Below are 17,451 nucleotides of genomic sequence, written 5' to 3'. Positions count from 1 at the left end.
CCTCCCAGGTGCCCCGGTGGTAGATCGAGGAGACCGTGAACAGCAGCAGGGCGCTCGCGACGTAGATCGCGGACCCCCACCGGGTCTCGGTGGTCGGCGACAGCACGATCAGCACCACGCCCGCCGCCAGCAGGAGGGGCACGAACCCCGCGTGCATCCACCCGCGCAAGGAGGGCTTGAGCTCGGCCAGCTTGTCGGCCATGCCTCGCGTGCGCCGGTCCACGGGTAGGGCGTCGTCGTCGGTGCTGCTCACGGAAGCTCCTCCTGGTCGAGACAGCGCGACACGTCGTCACGCACCGTGGACAGCGACGGTGGGACCACCGTAGGCCACCAGCGCGTCAGGGCTGGTCTGCGCTGGAGCAGGCGCTGTCCGTCGTCACCGTCAGGACCCCGTCGCTGACGTCGACCTGCAGCGAGGCCAGCGTCTCCGGGTCGAGGTAGCTCAGTCCGGTCACGGCCTCGCCGTCCTGCTCGACGTCGCGCTCGACCAGCCCGGCACGACGGGCCGCCGCGGCGACGTCCTGCCGGTCGTCCTGGGTGTAGCGCTCGCGGGGCGCGTCGTTGGTCCAGGTGAGGATCCGTTGGTACCCGCCGTCGGCGCAGTCCCGGATGGTCGGGTCCTGCGAGCTCCAGTCGTCGTCCTCGCCCAGGAGCCGCTGCACGTCGGCCTGCAGCCGGTTCTGCCGACCAGCCGCCTCGCGCGACAGATCGGGCCGGACCGACGGCGTGACGGTGGCGACCGGCTCGTACTCCTCGTCGTCGTCGCGCTCGGCGGTGACGGCGGTGACGACCACGCCCACGGCGATGACGACGGCGACGGTCACGACGACGAACGCGATCGCGAACCGGTTGGGGTGTCGCGTGCTGAAGGGCAGCAGGCCGGGGAACTCGCGCTCGACCGTCGCGGCGTCGAGCGGCTCGGGCGCCGAGGCGTGGTTCGGGAGGTGCCTGATGATCGCCTCGAGGTCGTCCTCCGACCACATCTCGACGTTGAGGCGGAAGGGCCGCCCCGTCCCGTCGACGACGAGGTACGGGACCTCGAACCCGTGCTGGTAGGTCAGCACGAGCAGGCTGCCGCGCAGGTGCTCGTCCACCGCCAGGACCCGCGTCCGCCCGTAGCTGCGGAACGTGACGTGCGTCCGCGAGACGGTGACCGTGTGCTGCGACGGGAGCGTCAGCCGCCAGATCACCACCCCGAGGAGCGTGACGGCGGCGGTGACGCCGACCACCCACAGACCCGCCTCCAGGCCGATGCCCCTCAGGCCGACGAGGCCCACCGGGAGGACCACGGCGACGGCCGCGAGGGAGCTGCGCCGACGTGCCTTCGTCGTCGGGGCGCGGTGCCCCCGGTCCGGCGCGTACCGGATGCTCCCGTCGGGGAGGGTCGTGCGGCTCATCCTCGTCCTCTTCCGCTGCTTCCAGAGCACTCCGCGCGGTGCCGGGATCACGCTCCCACGGCACCGTCCTCCGCGCAGCGCGCCCCGCCGATCGTCCACGCGGCGCGGCCCGAGGACCGAAGCAGAAGATCAGTCGTCGTCGGCCCAGTGGCCCTCGATGACGCCGTTGCGGACGATGTCGTCCGCCACGTCCCTCAGGCGTCGACCGCTCGCGTGCGCCTCGCGTGCCAGCACGGCGAAGGCCCGCTCGGGCGCCAGTCGGTAGCGCTGCATGAGCATCCCCTGGGCCTGGCCCAGCGCGATGCGCGAGGCCACCACGCTCTGCACGGACTCGAGCTCCTCGGCGGCGGTGAGCGCCACCGCGACCTGCGCGGCCACCGCCAGGGCCGTCGCCTCGTCGTCGACGTCGAACGCATCGGGCTGCGATGCGTAGAGGTTCATCGCCCCGAGGGTGTCCTGCGTGACGAACAGCTGGACGCACAGCATGCTGCGGAACCCGAGCTCCTCGCTCGCGCGACGCGACCACCCCGGCCAGCGCTCCTCGGTGCGCAGGTCCCTGCTGCGCACCGTCTCCTGCTGGTGGATCGCCTGCAGGCAGGGACCCTGGCCGAGCGCGTACTGCAGTGCGTCGCCGCGGCGGCAGCGTTCGTCGGTGGCAGCCGGCGTGTCGATGCTCCGCCCGTGGTGGACCATCGAGATCCCCGCCGCCTCGGCCCCCGCGACGAGCGCCGTCGCCCCCTCCACCGCGACGCCCAGGGTGCTCGCGAGGTCGGGCGACTGGCTCATGTCGCGCGCCAGGTACGAGAAGCGGTCCCACAGGTCGTCGGGCATCCTCCACCATCGCACCGACGGAGCGGATCACCTACTCGCCGACGTCGGCACCACGACGCGCGCGCCCCGTCTCGGCCCCCTACGTTGGACCGATGGCCTCTCGCAGCGACACCGACCTGCACGGCCCGGATCTCCACGGCACCGATCTCCCCTCCGGGTCGTCGGGCTGGATCCGCGTCCGCGGGGCACGCGAGCACAACCTGCGCGACGTCGACGTGGACCTGCCGCGCGACTGCTTCGTGGCGTTCACCGGCGTCTCCGGGTCGGGGAAGTCCTCGCTGGCGTTCGGGACCGTCTTCGCGGAGTCGCAGCGTCGCTACTTCGAGTCCGTCGCCCCCTACGCGCGACGGCTGATGTCGCAGGTGGGCGCCCCGGAGATCGACACCATCGAGGGACTGCCGCCGGCCGTCGCCCTGCAGCAGGCACGCGGTGGCACCAGCTCCCGGTCGACGCTGGGCACGCTGAGCTCCCTGTCGGACGTGCTGCGTCTGCTCTACAGCCGGGCGGGCACCTACCCCGAGGGCGCCGAGCACCTCCCGGCGTCGGCGTTCTCACCCAACACGGCGGTCGGCGCGTGCCCCACGTGCCAGGGCAGCGGCGTCTCGAGACGCACCACCGAGCAGCTGCTCGTCCCCGACCCATCGCTCTCCATCGACGAGGGCGCGATCGGCGTCTGGGCCAGCCGCGCGTGGGTCGGCCAGAACGTGCGGCGGATGGTCACCAAGCTCGGCATCGACGTGCACGCCCCCTGGCACACGCTGTCGCAGAGCGATCGTGACTGGATCCTGTTCACCGACGAGGAGCCGCGCATGCTCCTGCAGGGCAACAAGCAGGGCGAGGCCAGCGCGTACCACGGGCACTGGTCGTCGGCGGAGAAGTACCTCATGCGCAACCTCGCCAAGACCCAGTCCCCCGCGCAGCGCGAGAAGCTGGAGGCGTTCGTCGCCGACGGTCCGTGCCCCACGTGCGACGGCAAGCGTCTGCGCCCTGCTGCCCTCGCCGTCACCTTCGCCGGGATCGACATCGCGGACATGGCCGCGCTCCCGCTGTCGCAGGTGTGCGCCCTGCTCGACGGCGGGCTGGCCGACCAGGCCCGCGGCACCGACCGGCACGGCGCGGCAGCGGCGTCCGCCGCGAGATCGCTGGTCAAGGACTTCGGTGCGCGCGTGGAGTCGATCATCTCCCTCGGCCTCGGCTACCTGTCCATGGACCGCTCGAGCACCGCGCTGTCCCCGGGCGAGCTGCAGCGCGTGCGGCTCGCCGGACAGCTGCGGGCCGGCCTGTTCGGCGTGCTCTACGTGCTCGACGAGCCGTCGGCCGGGTTGCACCCCGCGGACTCCGCCGCGCTCTACGACGCGCTGCGCGACCTCGTCGCCGCGGGCAACTCGCTCTTCGTGGTGGAGCACGACCTGTCGATCGCACGCCACGCCGACTGGGTGGTCGACGTCGGCCCGAGCGCCGGGGTGCTGGGCGGCCACGTCGTGCACAGCGGACCGCCCGCGGCGCTGGCCGACGTGGCGGACTCGAGCACGGCGGACTTCATGTTCGACCGCACGGAGCCGCCGGCCCTGAGCGCGCGGACGCCAGCCGACTGGATCGACTTCGATCCCATCTCGCTGCACAACCTGCGCGACGTCGAGGTCCGACTGCCGACGGGTGTGCTCACGGCAGTCACCGGGGTGTCGGGGTCGGGCAAGTCGTCGCTGCTCACGGCCATGGTCGAGCAGCTGGAGGCCGCTGCGGCCGATCCTTCGGCAGAGGGCCCGCGACGCATCGTCGTCATCGACCAGAAGCCCATCGGTCGGTCGCCGCGCTCCAACCTGGCCACCTACACCGGTCTGTTCGACCCGGTCCGACGCCTCTTCGCGGCCACCCCCGAGGCCAGGGAACACGGATGGACGGCGGGGCGGTTCTCCTTCAACGTCGACGCAGGCCGGTGCCCGACGTGCGAGGGCGAGGGCTTCGTGGCGATCGAGCTCGTGTTCCTGCCGACCAGCTACTCCACCTGCCCGACGTGCGGCGGGTCCCGGTACGACCCCGAGACGCTCGAGGTGCTCTACCGCGAGCGCGACATCGGGCAGGTGCTGGCCATGACCGTGCAGGAGGCGGCGGACTTCTTCGACGACGTGCCCGCCGTGCACCGCGCGCTCACGACGCTGCTCGACGTGGGCCTGGGCTACCTGACGCTCGGCCAGCCCGCCACGGAGCTGTCCGGGGGCGAGGCACAGCGCATCAAGCTGGCCACCGAGCTCCAGCGACCGCGTCGCGAGGGCACGGTCTTCGTGCTCGACGAACCCACCGGCGGCCTGCACCCCGTGAACGTGCGCGACCTGGTGCGCGTGCTGAACCGCCTGGTCGAAGGCGGTGACACCGTCGTGGCGGTGGAGCACGACATGCAGGTCGTCGCCGCTGCCGACTGGGTCGTCGAGCTCGGCCCCGGCGGTGGCGACCGAGGCGGCACGGTGGTGGCCGCGACCACGCCCGCCGAGCTGCTCGACGTGGCCGACAGCGTGACGGCGCCGTACCTGCGCGCAGCGGTGGAACGAGGCTGAGCGGCTGCGCCGAGCGGGCTCACGTGTCGAGGGGGTCCTCGGGGATCAACCGACGGGCGACGATCGTCTCGGCGACGTCGCGGAGCTTCTCGTTGCGGTGCTGGGACAGACGGGTCAGCAACGCGAACGCCTCCTCCTCCTGGATGCCGTGCCGCTCCATCACGATCCCCTCGGCCTGACCGATCCGGGTCCGCGAGACGAGAGCCTCCCTCAGCTGCTCGACCTGCCGGGCCGCGGCGATCGCCGCGGCGGCGTGGGCCGCGAAGAACGGGATCTGCGCGACGTCGCGCTCGGTGAAGGCGTCCGCCCGCCGGGCGTAGACGTTGAGCGCTCCCACCCGCCGCTGCTGGGTGGTCATGTGAGCCGACAGGATCGAGCGGAACCCCAGCTGCTCGGACACGGGCTTGGCCCAGCGGGGCCAGCGCTGGTCGACCCGGAGGTCCTGCACGTGCACGACCTCCGTCTCGCGGAAGCTCTCCAGGCACGGCCCTTCGCCCAGCTCGTTCTGAAACCGGTCGGCAGCGTCGAGGTCGGGGTCGGTCGCGCCGACCGTGACGATGTGCCCGTCGCCGAGGTTCAGCGACACCGCGCAGCCGTCGGCACCGTCCACCGCCGATGCGACGTGCTCGGAGAGCTTCGCGATGACCTCGTGGGAGCTCCCGCTGCCGGAGGCGTCGGCGGCGATCGCCGCGAGGGTCCGGTTGAGGTCGTAGTGGTCGTTCTCGTTCTCGTTCACGTGCTGCTCCAGCGATCTTGCGGTCCGCGCCCGCCTCTGTGCCGAAGCGCGCTCGGGACACAATCTAGCGAGAAGCGTCTCGGCCCGTGCCGCGTGTCCGGACGAGGGCACCGGTCCGCTCGCCCGGACGGAGTCGGGGCCGTCCAGGCAAGCGGTCGGATCCGGAGCCACCCCGCCCCCGCCGAGGCCGCGCCCGCCAGGGCGCGGCCCCGCCCGGTCAGCCCTCGCGTCGGCGCAGGACGCCCGTGCCCACGGCCAGACCGAGCATGCCGAGCAGCAGGAGCCACCAGGCCGGCCCACCCGTGCTGGGCAGCAGTCCGCCGGGCAGCAGACCGCCGTCCTCCGCCGGCACCGTCACGGTCGCGTCGTCCACGCTGGCGTCGCCGCCGAGCCCGCCGGAGGACACCGACGCGACGTTCGTGACCGTCTCGCCCGCGGCCGCCGTGAGCGTCGTGCGCAGCTCGATCTCGCTCGTCTGGTCGACGCCCAGCCGCCCGTCGTAGGTGCAGGTGGCCCGGCGGCTGGTCGTCTCGCACGTCCAGTCCCGGCCCGCAGCCGACACGAGGGTCAGGCCCTTCGGCAGGGCGTCCGTGACCACGACGTCGGCCGTGGTCTCGGTCGGTCCGGCGTTGTGCACCTCCAGCGTCCAGACGGCTGTCCGGTCGTCCTGCTCGGCGAGGGACTTGTCGATCGACACGAGCGCGGACCCTGCGACGGGCGCCTCGACCGTCGACGTGTCGTCGTCGGTGTCGGTCTGCTCGCTCGGCGTCGCGACCCGCGCCGTGTTGACCACGGTCGGGTAGGCCGCGGCGCCGACGTCGACCGTGAGCAGCACCGAGCTGGACTCGTCGAGCACGAGACCGTCCTCGTCGACGCAGGTGACCGTCCCCGCATCCTCCGCGCAGCGCCAGCCCTCACCCTCGGCGGACACGTAGGTCAGGCCGGCCGGCAGCGTGTCGGTCACCGTGACCGGGCCCGGGTCGGCGGTCGGACCGTCGTTGCGGACGGTCAGCGTGTAGGTCCCCTGACGGCCCACGGTCAGCTCGCCCTCGACCTGCTTGTCGATCGAGAGGTCCACCAGTGCAGGCACCGTCACCTCGTCGACGTCGCGGTCGTTGCCGCTCTCCGGGTCGGGTGTGGAGGACGAGACCGTGGCCACGTTCCCGACCGCCGGGTACGCCCCGGGCTCGACGGTGGCGACCACCGTGATCGGGTCGGCGTCGGTGTCGACCGCGAGCGGCTCGTCGAGCGTGCAGGACGCGGCGTCGTCGTCACAGGTCCACCCCTCCCCCGAGATCGACTCGAGGGTGAGTCCGTCGGGGAGCAGGTCCGCCACCTCGACGTCACGCGCCTCCGACGGTCCGTCGTTGCGGACCTGGAGGGTGAACTCCAACGGCGAGCCGACCGTGGCCTCGCCCCGGTGCGACTTCGTGATCGACAGGTCGGCCGATCCCGTCGGCGTCACCGTGTCGCGCGCCTCGTCGTTGCCCGACTCCGGGTCGTCCGTGTCGCTCTCGACCGTGACGACGTTGACCAGCTCGTCGCCCGAGGCGTCGGACGCCACGTCGACCGTCATGACCAGGTCCGGCGTCGACGCTCCCGCGGCGAGCCCGGCGGTGGGAGCGAGCTCGCACTCCACCGTCTGGCCCGCGGTGGCGACCGGCCCCGCCACACAGGTCCAGGGGCCGGGCGTGCCGACGTACGTCATGCCGGGCGGCAGCTCGTCGGTGAGCGTGATCGGCGACCGCGCGTCCGAGGGTCCCTCGTTCTCGACGCCGATCGTGAACGCGAACGGGCGGCCCGCCACGGGGGTGCCCGTGTGGGTCTTGGACACCGCGAGGTCGGCGTGCGTGGTCACCGAGACGTCGTCGGCATCGGTGTTGTCCTCGTCGTCGTCACCCGGCGTCGTGGTGGTGACGGTCGCGGTGTTCGTGATCACCGTGCTCGCGTCCACACCGCTGCCGACCTTCGTGACGAGGGTCAGCGACGGGGCGGCGCCCGGGGCCAGGGTCGGCCGCGAGCAGCTGAACGCGGCGTCGGACGTCTCGCACGTCCAACCGTCTCCGGCGACGGACGTGACCGTGAGGCCTGCCGGCATCGTGTCGGAGACCGTCACCGCGTCCGCGTCGGACGGGCCGGCGTTCTCGACCCCGAGGGTCCAGGACAGCTCGGCTCCGGCGTCGACCGTGTCGACGGCGGCGGTCTTGGTGAGGGACACGTCGGCCTCGTCGACGACGACCGTCGGGTCGCTGTCGGTGTTGTTCGAGACGTCCGTCTCCTGCGGTCCGCTCACGGCGACGCTGTTGACGAGCGTGGCGGGACCGGCGTCGGCGGCGACGTCGACCGTGAGCGTGAACGACGTGGAGGCGTCGTCGGCGAGGCCACCGGTGCGTGAGCACGCGACGTCCTGGCCCGTCTCGTCGGCCTGCCCGGCCTCGCACGTCCAGCCTCCGCCGGAGACGTCGGCGAAGGTCATGCCGGCGGGGAGCCGGTCCTCCACCGCGAGCGGGCCGGGTGAGTCCGACGGGCCGCGGTTCGTGACCTCGATGGTGTAGTCCAGCGACGTCCCGGCCGTCGCGTCGCCCGTGTGCCTCTTCTCGACGGTGTAGTCGGAGTCCTGGTCCGGCACGTTGCCGTCGACGGCCTCGGAGCCGTCGGGGTCCTCCTCGGCGACGGCCTTGGCCGTGTTGACGATCTCACCGGTCTGGTCGGATCCGACCTCGACGTCGATCTCCACGCTGGCACTGCCCTTCGGGGCGATCGAGCCGCTCAGCGTGCACGTGACGGTGCCGGCGTCCTCGTCGCAGGACCACCCCGTGCCCCGGGCACCGCGGTAGGTCAGGCCCTCCGGCAGCGTGTCCGTCACCGTGACGTCGGTGGCCGTGGACGGCCCGGCGTTGGCGACACCGATGACGTAGGTGCCGGTGGCACCCGCGACCAGCTGGGTGTCGCCCTCGACCACCTTCGACGTGGTGAGCAGCGCGGTCCGCGTGGGCGTGTCCTCGGCGGAGTCGCGGTCGTTGGCCGAGGCCGTGGGGGTGACGGGCTCCGGCGTGGCGCTCTTGACCGAGGCGACGTTCTCGACGGCGGCCGTGCGGTCGGCGGGGACGTCGACGGCCACGACCAGCTGCGGCGCGGCGGCGTCCCGCGCGAGGTCCTCCTCGGACGTGCAGGTCACGACGCCCTCGGCCTCGTCGCACGTCCAGCCGTCACCCTCGGCGGAGACGAAGGTGGTGCCGGACGGCAGCGTGTCCTTCACCGTCAGGGGGCCGCGAGCCGTCGACGGACCGAGGTTGGTCACGTCGAGCGTCCACGTGGCGGTCTGGCCGGCCACCAGGGACCCGCTCAGCTTCTTGGCGACGGCCACGTCGGCGAGGGCGGTGACCGGAACCGTCGACGTCGCGGTGTTGTTCGTCGTGACGGACTCGAAGACCGAGCCCTCGACCTCGGCGCTGTTGGTGATCGACGCCGTCGTCCCGAGGTCGCTCGGGACCTGGCCGGTGACGGTCACGACGGGCAGCGTGCCCCCGACGGGGACCGGACCGGCGTGGCGGCACGTGACGTCCGTGGTGCCCACGGAGCAGCTCCAGCCGGTGCCGGAGGCCGTGTAGCCGGTCAGCTCGTCGGGCAGCTCGTCGGTCAGCACGATCTCACCCGTGGCGGCGTCCGGACCGGCGTTGCCGACCGTGAGCTTCCAGGAGTAGGGACGACCCGCGACGAGCGTCCCGTCACCCTTCTTCTCGAGGGTGAGGTCGGCCCGGTTGATCTGGGCCTCGGCCGTGGCATCGGGACCGGCGTACGAACCGGTCTTGCTGCCCGTGGCCCCGGTGGCGTCCTTGACCACGATGGCGGCCGTGTTGACGTGCGGGACGCTGCTCCCCGACCCCGGCGAGGTCGTGGCGTCGGCGGTCGGCCGCGCGGTGTAGGTGATCACGACGTCCTGGCCGGGCGCCACGGGGCCGAGGGCCGGCCACGTGAGCACCCGAGGGTCGTCGTCGCCGACCTGCGGTGGCGTCGGCTGCGCCGTCGCCGAGCCGATGCCCACGGTGGCCGAGCTGCCGAGGACCCAGTTCGTCGGGAGCGTGTCGGTCACGTCGACGGTGGCGGTCGCGGCGCCGGTGTTGCGGACGACGACCCGGAAGGTCTTGTCCTTGCCGACCTCGGCGGTGGGGCCGCCGACGACGCTCTTCTGCACGGTGCCCTTGGGCAGCTGCGGCGTGACGCTTCGGGTCGTGGACGGTCCGGTGTAGGTGCGACCACCCGTCGCGCGGCTCTCGTAGCCGGCGATGGTGGCCGTGTTGACGAGGGCGCTCCCGTCGAGGGTCCCGCTCGCCGCGAGTCGCGCGTCGTACGTCAGGCGCCGGCTGTTGCCGGGCGCGCCGACGGTCAGCTGCGGGAGCCGCCACGTGATGGTGCGGGTGGCGTCGTCGTAGCTGCCGTCGTCGGAGATGGTGTCGGTGTCGACCACGACACCCTGGGGCACGCGGTCGGTGACGACGACCTCGAACGCGTCGCTGACATTGGTCCCACCGGGGTTGGTGGCGGTGACGGCGTACGTGAAGACCTGGCCGGGCTCGGGCGTCGCGTCGTCGACCGTCTTGGCCACGGCGACGGTCGGCTGCCGGATGGTCACCGCGGCGGTCCGCTGGGTGCCCGAGCGGGTCCAGGTGTGGCCGGCGCTCGTCGGGTCGGTGCCGTTGACCGAGCTCCAGCGCACGTTGGCGGCGTTGGTCGGCGTGGCGCCGGTGGTGTTGCCGGCGACGTCGGCGACCTTCAGCCGGTAGGTGATCGTGTAGACGCGCGAGGCGGTGTCCGGCGCCAGGTCACCGAGGCCCCAGCCCACGGTGCGGCCCGACGCGGTCAGGGGCGTGGCGTCCGCAGGGCAGGTGGTGGGTGCGGTGCTGCGGGCGCAGGTGACCGTGACGTCGCTGAGCGACGAGAGGTCCAGCCCCGTGGGGACGGTGTCGGTGACGGCGGCGTCGAAGTAGTTCAGGTTCGGCGCGAACGTCGCCCGGACGGTGTAGGTGACCGTGTCCCCGATGGTCGGCGTCAGGGGCAGCACAGACTTGGTGAGCGAGGCGGACGTCGTGGTGACGGTCTTGTTCGCGGTGGTCGAGACCGTGGTCTCGGTGCTGTTGTCGTTGCGTCCGTCGTCGAGCGTGCTGCCGACGAGGCGTGCGTCGTTGCGGTACGACGCGCCACCGGCGGCGTCGACCGCGACCTTCGCGGTGTAGGTGAACGACCGGGACTCGGCCGGCTCGAGCGAGCCGACCGGCACGGTGATGTAGGTGAACGACGTCGAGGTGCACTGGCTGCCGGTCGCCTGGGCCGAGGTCGCGCCTGACGGCAGCGTCCCTGCGTCGAGCGTCAGCGCCAGCGGCAGGCAGTCGGTCAGCACCGCGTCGTGCAGCGGCACCGGACCGGTGTTCTCGGCCTTGAGCGTGTACGTCACGTCCTGGCCCGCACCCACCACGGAGGTCGGGTTCGAGGTCTTCGTCAGCTTGGGGACGGGCAGCTTGACCTGGACGTCCGAGGTGTCCTGCACGGACTCGGTGCCGGTGGCGTCGGCCGGTCCGGCGGTCGAGGTGAACGTGGCCGTGTTGGTCCGCGTCCCGGTCGCCGTCGTGCCGGGAGCCACCCGGGCGGCGATCTGGAGCACCACCACTTGGTCGGTCTCCGTGGCGTTCGTGTAGGTGGCCGGGAACCGCACGCCGTGGTTGCCGTCTGACTCGATCGAGGCGGGCAGGGGTGCCGTGGTGGCGCTGCCCGCGTCGGGACGGAACACGATCGTCGAGCCGGTGACCTGCAGGTTCGCGGGCAGCACGTCCTTCAAGGTCGCCCGGTACACCGTGGTGCGCGCGGGGATGGTCGCCGTGATCGTGTAGTCGATCCCCTCGCCGCTCACGGCGTCGTGGTCGCCGTTGCCGGTCTCGGAGTCGACGTCGGTGACGTTGGTCTTCTCCACCTCGACCGCCGGGAGCCGCACGCTGGCGGTGTCCTTCGCGGGCGGGGCGTCCATCTGCGCTGCGGTGACGGCGGGGTCGATGTTCTCGCGCGGGTAGTGGGTGGTGCGGCCGTCGGTCCCGACGTTGGTGGCGGCGGCGAACGAGCGGACGCCCGCCGTGTTCACGTAGCTGCGGCCGGCGGCGGTGGAAGTGGGCGTGGTCGCGCGGTACGTGAGGGTGGTGGAGTCGCCGGGCGCGAGCGCCGTCGTGACGGTCCACGAGACGACCGCGACACCGTCGACGGTCGCGCACGCGCCGCCGTCGGAGATGGCGCTCACGTCGCCGCACGTGTACTGCGGGGGCAGGAGGTCGCGCACCTGCACGTCGTCGACGGCGCGCTCGTTGCCCTCCACGTCATCGGTGTCGCTGGCGTTGGTGACCTTCACCGAGAAGGTCGACACGTCGCCGTGGCGGACCTCGGCGTCGTCCACGGACTTCTCGATGGCGACGGTCGGCGGCGGCGCGACGTAGAAGGTCACCTGGTCGCGCAGCGACTGCGAACGGCCCTGCTGGTCCAGGTAGCGGAACTTCGCCAGGTTGCCCTTCACGTCCACGTCGGCGTCGCCGGGGGTCGAGACGATGCCGCTCAGGACCACCTCGAACACGGCACCGGGCTCGACGAAGCGCTGGCCGGCGATCACGTCCCCGATCGTGAAGACCGGGTTGCCGGTGGCCTCGTCGGTGGAGATCGTGACGTCGTTCGCCGCGGTGGGCGTGGCCGAGCCTGCCTCGTACACGACGCCGTCGGGCAGGAAGTCCGAGACGCGGGGGGCGCGGGTGGCCGTCGCGTCGGAGAAGTCGACCCGGATCTTGAAGCAGACCCGATCGCCCTTGCGGTACGACAGCACGGACTCGTCGCCGGCACGGTTGTCGATGTAGCTGGTGGCGGCGCAGCTCATCGGGGTGGCCTGCGTGCCCACCGTCTTGTCGAGACGGGGGCCCTCGGTGCCGATCGAGGCCTGGGACTCGTCGTTGACGGTCACCGGGTCGGTCCCGTTCTCGGACGCGGGCGCCTTGGTGGTGCGGCCCTGCAGCGCCACCGTGTTGACGAAGCTGTCGCCGGAGCTGGTGGGCTCGGTGCTGCCCTCGTAGGCGCTGCGCATCCGCGCCTTGTAGGTGATCGTGCGGACCTGGCTCCGCTCGAGCTCGAACGGCGTGAACGTGATGCGGAAGCCGTCGGCGTCCAGGTCCTCGACGTCGGCGTAGGAGGCGCCACCCGTGGGCGCGAAGGAGCCGCCTCGCGCGCACTCGGCGGCCGAGGTGTTCTCGTGGTTCGTCTCGTCGTCGAGCGGGCACAGGCCGTTGGGCATGTCGTCGGTGAGGACCACGTCGGACGCGGTCGTGTACTCGCTGCCCTGGACGGACAGCGTGTACGTGGCGACCTGACCCTGGACGAAGGTGCGCGGCGCGACGGACTTCTGGACGGCGACGTCCTCGGACGTCACGGTCACGCGCGCGCTCGCGCTCACCGTCTTGTCGGCGGGGTCGCCCTCGATCGTCCCGGTGTACGTGCCGCTGGCGATCGCGCGGTTCGTGTAGGCCTTCTCGGTGGCGCCCTCGCGCGTCGGGGCACCGGTGTTGTTCGTCAGGTTCGCGGTCCCGGTGAACTCACCCTGCGGCATGACGTTCTCGCGCATCGGGATGCCCGCGGCGTAGGTCAGGGTGCGGCTGCCGCCTCCGGCCAGCGTGCCGACGTCCCAGGTGACCTTCGTGTAGACCCCGGCCGGGTATCCGGCGGGCAGGTCGGAGTCGACCGTCTCGACGGAGACCGGCGTCGCACAGTCCGCGCCCGCGGCGGGCGTGCCGGTGAGTCGCCCGGAGCCGGGGTACTCCTCGAAGCCGGCCGGGGCGTTGTCGACACCACCGCAGCCGAGGAACTCCAGGCCGGCGGGCAGGTAGTCGACGACCTCGACGTCGTCGGTGGGCGTCGAGCCGTTGTTGCGGACGCGCAGCGTGAACGTCGTGGGGTGGTCGTGCACACCGCGCAGGAGCTCGTGCTCCGGGCTCGGCTCGGACTTCGAGAGCGCGATCGCGCTCACCGCGGTGGTGCTCGTGGTCGTCGCCGACGCGGTCGAGCGATCCAGCAACGTGCCGGCCGGGGTGAACCGGGGCACGAGCCGCGGGTCGCTGTTGGCGTACACGTCCAGGTCGACCGGCACGGTGGACCCGACGGGGTACACGTCGGTGTCCGGCTCGGCGTCGAAGGCGAGGGAGACGCTGCCGGACCGCGCGGCGTCGTCGACGTTGCGCCACACGAGGGTCTGCTCGCCCTCGGCAGAGGTCCACACCACGGGGTCACCGACGCTGTCCGGACGGGTCGACCCGGGCACGTAGGTGATGCCGGCGGGCAGCACGGCCCGGAACGTGACGTTGTACAGGTCCTCGTCGCCGGTGTTGGTGGCGCGCAGCGAGTACGACACGTCCTCACCCACCAGCACGGGGTCGCTCGACGCGCTGAGCGTCATCGACTGGGCGGCCACGGCCGGCGCGACCGGGACGACGGCGACGAAGGCCGCGACCAGCGCGACCACGACGGCAGGGTGGACGAGCCGCGTACGCGGCATGGTGCGACGACGCACTGGCAGAGCTCCCTCAAGCACCCGCCGACTCCCCGACGGTACACAAACATGAACGACTTCCTCAGGTCCACATCCTGGCAGAAGTCACAGGTTCTCCGTGCCACTTTGCGCCAACCGAGCGGCCGTCGGGAGTGAGGTGCGTCATACGGTCCGGCGGCGCCACCGGAGGTGGTTCACCCGCGCAGGAACGTGACGAGGGCGACCACGCCGACCCCGACCACGAGCACGCGCAGCGCCGACGCCGGGAGACGTCGCCCGACGGTCGACCCGACCTGCCCGCCGACGGCCGAGCCGATCGCGATGAGCAGCACCACGAGCCAGTCGACGTCGGCCACGGCGATGAAGACGAGGCCCGAGACCCCGTTGGCCACGGCCGCCAGCACGTTCTTCAGCGCGTTCAGCCGCTGCAGCTCGTCATCGATCCCGATGCCCATGACGGCGAGCAGGATGATGCCCTGCGCGGCACCGAAGTAGCCGCCGTAGACGCCGGTCAACGCGACCAGCGGTCGCGTCCACCAGGCACCGTCCTCGGACAGCCCGCCGCGCTCGGCGTGCCGTCGGGCGACGGCGGCCGAGATCCGCGGCCCGAGCACCACGAGCACGCAGCCCAGACCGATGAGCACCGGCACGATCGCCGAGAACGCCGACGCCGGGAGCACGAGCAGCAGGACCGCACCGGCGACAGCGCCGACGGCGGACGCGGGCACGAGCCGCATGGCTCGCCGACGCTGGCCACGTAGCTCGCGCCGGTACCCGATGGCCCCCGAGACCGAGCCGGGGACGAGCCCGATGCCGTTCGACACGTTCGCGGTGACCGGTGGGACGCCGAGCGCCAGCAGCGTCGGGAAGGAGATGAGGGTGCCGGACCCGACGACGGCGTTGATCGTCCCCGCCGCCAGTCCCGCGAGCAGGATCACCGTGATCTCGACCGGACCCATCTCGACCTCCCCCGGGGCGCAGGTGCGCCGTCCCGACCGTCGAGGCTACGTCAGCGCGTCGAGCGGGACTGATGCCGCCGGCCCCTCCGCGCGACCGATGTCACGAGAGCGGGCCCAGCAGCCGGCGCGACTGGCGGGACTGCACGAGGAGCGCACCGTCGTCGGACCACACGTCGCAGTCGTCGACGGCCCAGGCACGGTCGAGGTGGCGCGCCCTCATCCTGACCAGCACGAACCCGGACGTCGGCGGGTGCTGGCCGAGCACCAGCGAAAGGTCGGCGGTGGGCATCAGCACCGGGGTGGAGGCGATCCCGAACAGCGCGGGCGGCATCGCGTCGCTGATGACCGCCAGCTCACCAGGACCGTAGCGACCCTCCGTCCGCAGCCGAACCCACGCGACCAGCTCGGCGGTGTCACCGCCGACGGTCGGCCGCGCCTCGGTGGCGAAGCGGAACTCCAGCTGTGCACTCACCGGGACCAGGTCGCGCGGGAGCTCCACCTCCTCGCACCGGCCGGGCGCGGGGACGTCGGGCATCGCGACGTCGGTGAACGAGCCCTGCTCCTCGTCGACGGGAGCCGAGAGGACGGTCGCCAGCAACGCCGGACGGCCCGCGCTCGCCGCCTCGACGGAGCTCACCACCGAGCTCCGTCCCTGGTGGACGGTCCGGACCGCGATCTCGAGCGGGTCGTCGCGCACACCGGCCAGGTACTGGAACGTGGCCGTCCGGACGCGCCAGTCCGGTGGCACCTCGGCGGCGACCGCATCGAGGACGGCACCGGCGGTCACACCCCCCATGACGCCCGCGAAGGACCACCAGTCGCGGGTGAACGACGCACCGTAGCCAGGGTGCCCCGACCCTTCGACGGGGTGCACCGACGGCCGGACCGTCACGACCGGGCCGCCGTGACCGGCTGAGCAACGCGGTTCGTCATGCCGAGGGCAAGCACCGCCGCCACCACCAGAGCCCCGGCACAGACCCACCACGTGGCAACGAAGCCGTCGCGAGCGGCGACACCCTGGGCGCTGCCGACGATGGCGAACAGCACGCTCACCCCGACGACGAAGCCGATCTGGCGCGACATGGTGACCACGGCGCTGCCGGTAGCGGACTGGTCTGGCGCAAGGTCACGGGTGCCGCCGGCGATGAGGTTCGGCAGGGCCAGCCCGACGCCGATGCCGCCCAGCAGCCACCCCGGCAGGTAGGCCGACACGAACGCCGGCTCGACGCCCATGACCGACACCATCCACACGTTGCCCACCGCGCACACGATGGAGCCCGCGGCGACGAGTCGGGCGGGCGCGACGTGGGGCAGGAAGCGGTGCGAGAGGGCGGCCGTCACGGGGACCATGATCGGGCCGATGGCCACCGCGAAGCCGGTCCGGAGCGAGGAGTAGCCCCAGATCTGCTGCAGCCAGAGGATCCCGACCAGCAGCTGTGCGGCGAAGGCGACGTTGAAGACCAGCATGGCCAGGTTGGCGTAGCGGAACGAGCGAACACGCAGCAGCGCTGGATGGATGACCGGCGAAGGGTGACGACGCGACTGTGCCCAGAACACCGTGCCGAGCACGACCGCGCCGGCGAGCGACCCGGCGGTTCGCGGGTCCGCCCATCCCCAGTCGTTGCTCTTGGTCAGGCCGAGAGCGAGCAGGCCGACCGCTGCCGCGAAGACGACCGCGCCGGCCAGGTCCGGGCGGACCGCGTCGTCGTCGGTGCGCGCGTCGCGCACGACCGTGACCGCGAGCCACAGCAGGCCGAGCCCGATGGGCAGGTTGATGAGGAACACCCAGTGCCACGACAGCTGGGTGAGCACGCCTCCGACGGTCGGCCCGAACGCTGCCGCCAGCGCGCCGGTCGCCGCCCACAGCCGCACCGCGCCCACGCGCCGCTCGGGCGGCAGGGCACCCATGAGGATGCCGAGGCTGGTCGGCGTCATGGCGGCGGCGCCCGCGGCCTGCAGGACCCGGCAGGCCACCAGCATCCAGACGCCCGTGCTGAGGGCGCAGGCCACGCTCGCCGCGACGAACAGCGCGAGCCCACCGACGAACATCTGCTTGCGCCCGTAGCGGTCCGCGAGCCGTCCGAACGGGACGAGCAGGGCCGCGAAGGTGACCGCGTAGGCGTTGAGCACCCAGCTCAGGTCCGCGGCAGTGGGGCCGCCAGGCGTGCCCACGCCCAGGTCGCGCCCGATGTCGTCGAACGCGACATTCACCACGAACAGGTCGAGGCTGGACATGAAGGCGGCACCGATGGTGACGAGCACGACCGCTCGCGCACCCTGGCTAGGATGAGGCATAGCCAGCAACCTAGTGCCTGGCTATGGTCCTGCCAAGCCAGGGCGTAGGGTCGACCCATGCCCGCTCGACTCGAAGGACGTCTCGCGTCGCCGGACCGCAGGTCCCCCGGCGACCACT

The 17,451-nt window shown here is 72.4% G+C and carries 9 protein-coding genes; 1 reads left to right on the top strand and 8 read right to left on the bottom strand.

What is annotated here, in order from left to right; genetic code table 11:
• The 3 genes from ASF38_RS17355 to ASF38_RS00730 form a co-directional block, all read right to left on the bottom strand.
• On the bottom strand, positions 1 to 253 hold a 253-nt coding region (locus ASF38_RS17355), incomplete at its 3' end, for a hemolysin III family protein (RefSeq protein WP_162237272.1).
• An 85-nt stretch (positions 254 to 338) separates the two neighbouring features.
• Complete coding sequence (locus tag ASF38_RS00735; protein ID WP_056573025.1) at positions 339 to 1,397, bottom strand: hypothetical protein; 1,059 nt, start codon at positions 1,395 to 1,397, stop codon at positions 339 to 341.
• A gap of 129 nt (positions 1,398 to 1,526) precedes the next feature.
• The gene (locus tag ASF38_RS00730) at positions 1,527 to 2,228 is read right to left on the bottom strand and encodes a GAF and ANTAR domain-containing protein (RefSeq protein WP_055969564.1); all 702 of its coding nucleotides are present in this window, start codon (positions 2,226 to 2,228) and stop codon (positions 1,527 to 1,529) included.
• A 92-nt stretch (positions 2,229 to 2,320) separates the two neighbouring features.
• On the opposite strand from ASF38_RS00730, the gene ASF38_RS00725 reads away from it, so the two are divergent.
• Positions 2,321 to 4,780: an excinuclease ABC subunit UvrA gene (locus ASF38_RS00725; protein ID WP_082480158.1), complete on the top strand. Its 2,460-nt coding sequence runs from the start codon at positions 2,321 to 2,323 to the stop codon at positions 4,778 to 4,780.
• Positions 4,781 to 4,799: 19 nt separating this feature from the next.
• Here the strand turns inward: ASF38_RS00725 and ASF38_RS00720 are convergent, their stop codons facing one another.
• The 5 genes from ASF38_RS00720 to ASF38_RS00700 form a co-directional block, all read right to left on the bottom strand.
• On the bottom strand, positions 4,800 to 5,516 hold the full coding sequence (locus ASF38_RS00720; protein ID WP_055969567.1) for a GAF and ANTAR domain-containing protein: 717 nt from the start codon (positions 5,514 to 5,516) through the stop codon (positions 4,800 to 4,802).
• 217 nt (positions 5,517 to 5,733) lie between these two features.
• Entirely contained in the window at positions 5,734 to 14,052 is an 8,319-nt protein-coding gene (locus tag ASF38_RS00715) for an isopeptide-forming domain-containing fimbrial protein (protein WP_162237271.1), read from the bottom strand.
• A gap of 221 nt (positions 14,053 to 14,273) precedes the next feature.
• Complete coding sequence (locus tag ASF38_RS00710) at positions 14,274 to 15,038, bottom strand: sulfite exporter TauE/SafE family protein (protein WP_056573019.1); 765 nt, start codon at positions 15,036 to 15,038, stop codon at positions 14,274 to 14,276.
• 100 nt (positions 15,039 to 15,138) lie between these two features.
• Positions 15,139 to 15,912, bottom strand: coding sequence for a thioesterase family protein (locus ASF38_RS00705; RefSeq protein WP_156366731.1), 774 nt, complete (start codon positions 15,910 to 15,912; stop codon positions 15,139 to 15,141).
• A gap of 14 nt (positions 15,913 to 15,926) precedes the next feature.
• Positions 15,927 to 17,333, bottom strand: a complete 1,407-nt coding sequence (locus tag ASF38_RS00700; protein ID WP_056573013.1) for an MFS transporter — start codon at positions 17,331 to 17,333, stop codon at positions 15,927 to 15,929.
• Positions 17,334 to 17,451 lie beyond the last annotated feature (118 nt).

Origin of the sequence: Aeromicrobium sp. Leaf272 (assembly GCF_001422865.1) — a bacterium.
Classification (GTDB): Bacteria; Actinomycetota; Actinomycetes; order Propionibacteriales; family Nocardioidaceae; genus Aeromicrobium.
Note: the sequence above shows the minus strand (reverse complement) of the source record. Positions and strands in the feature narration are given on the sequence as shown.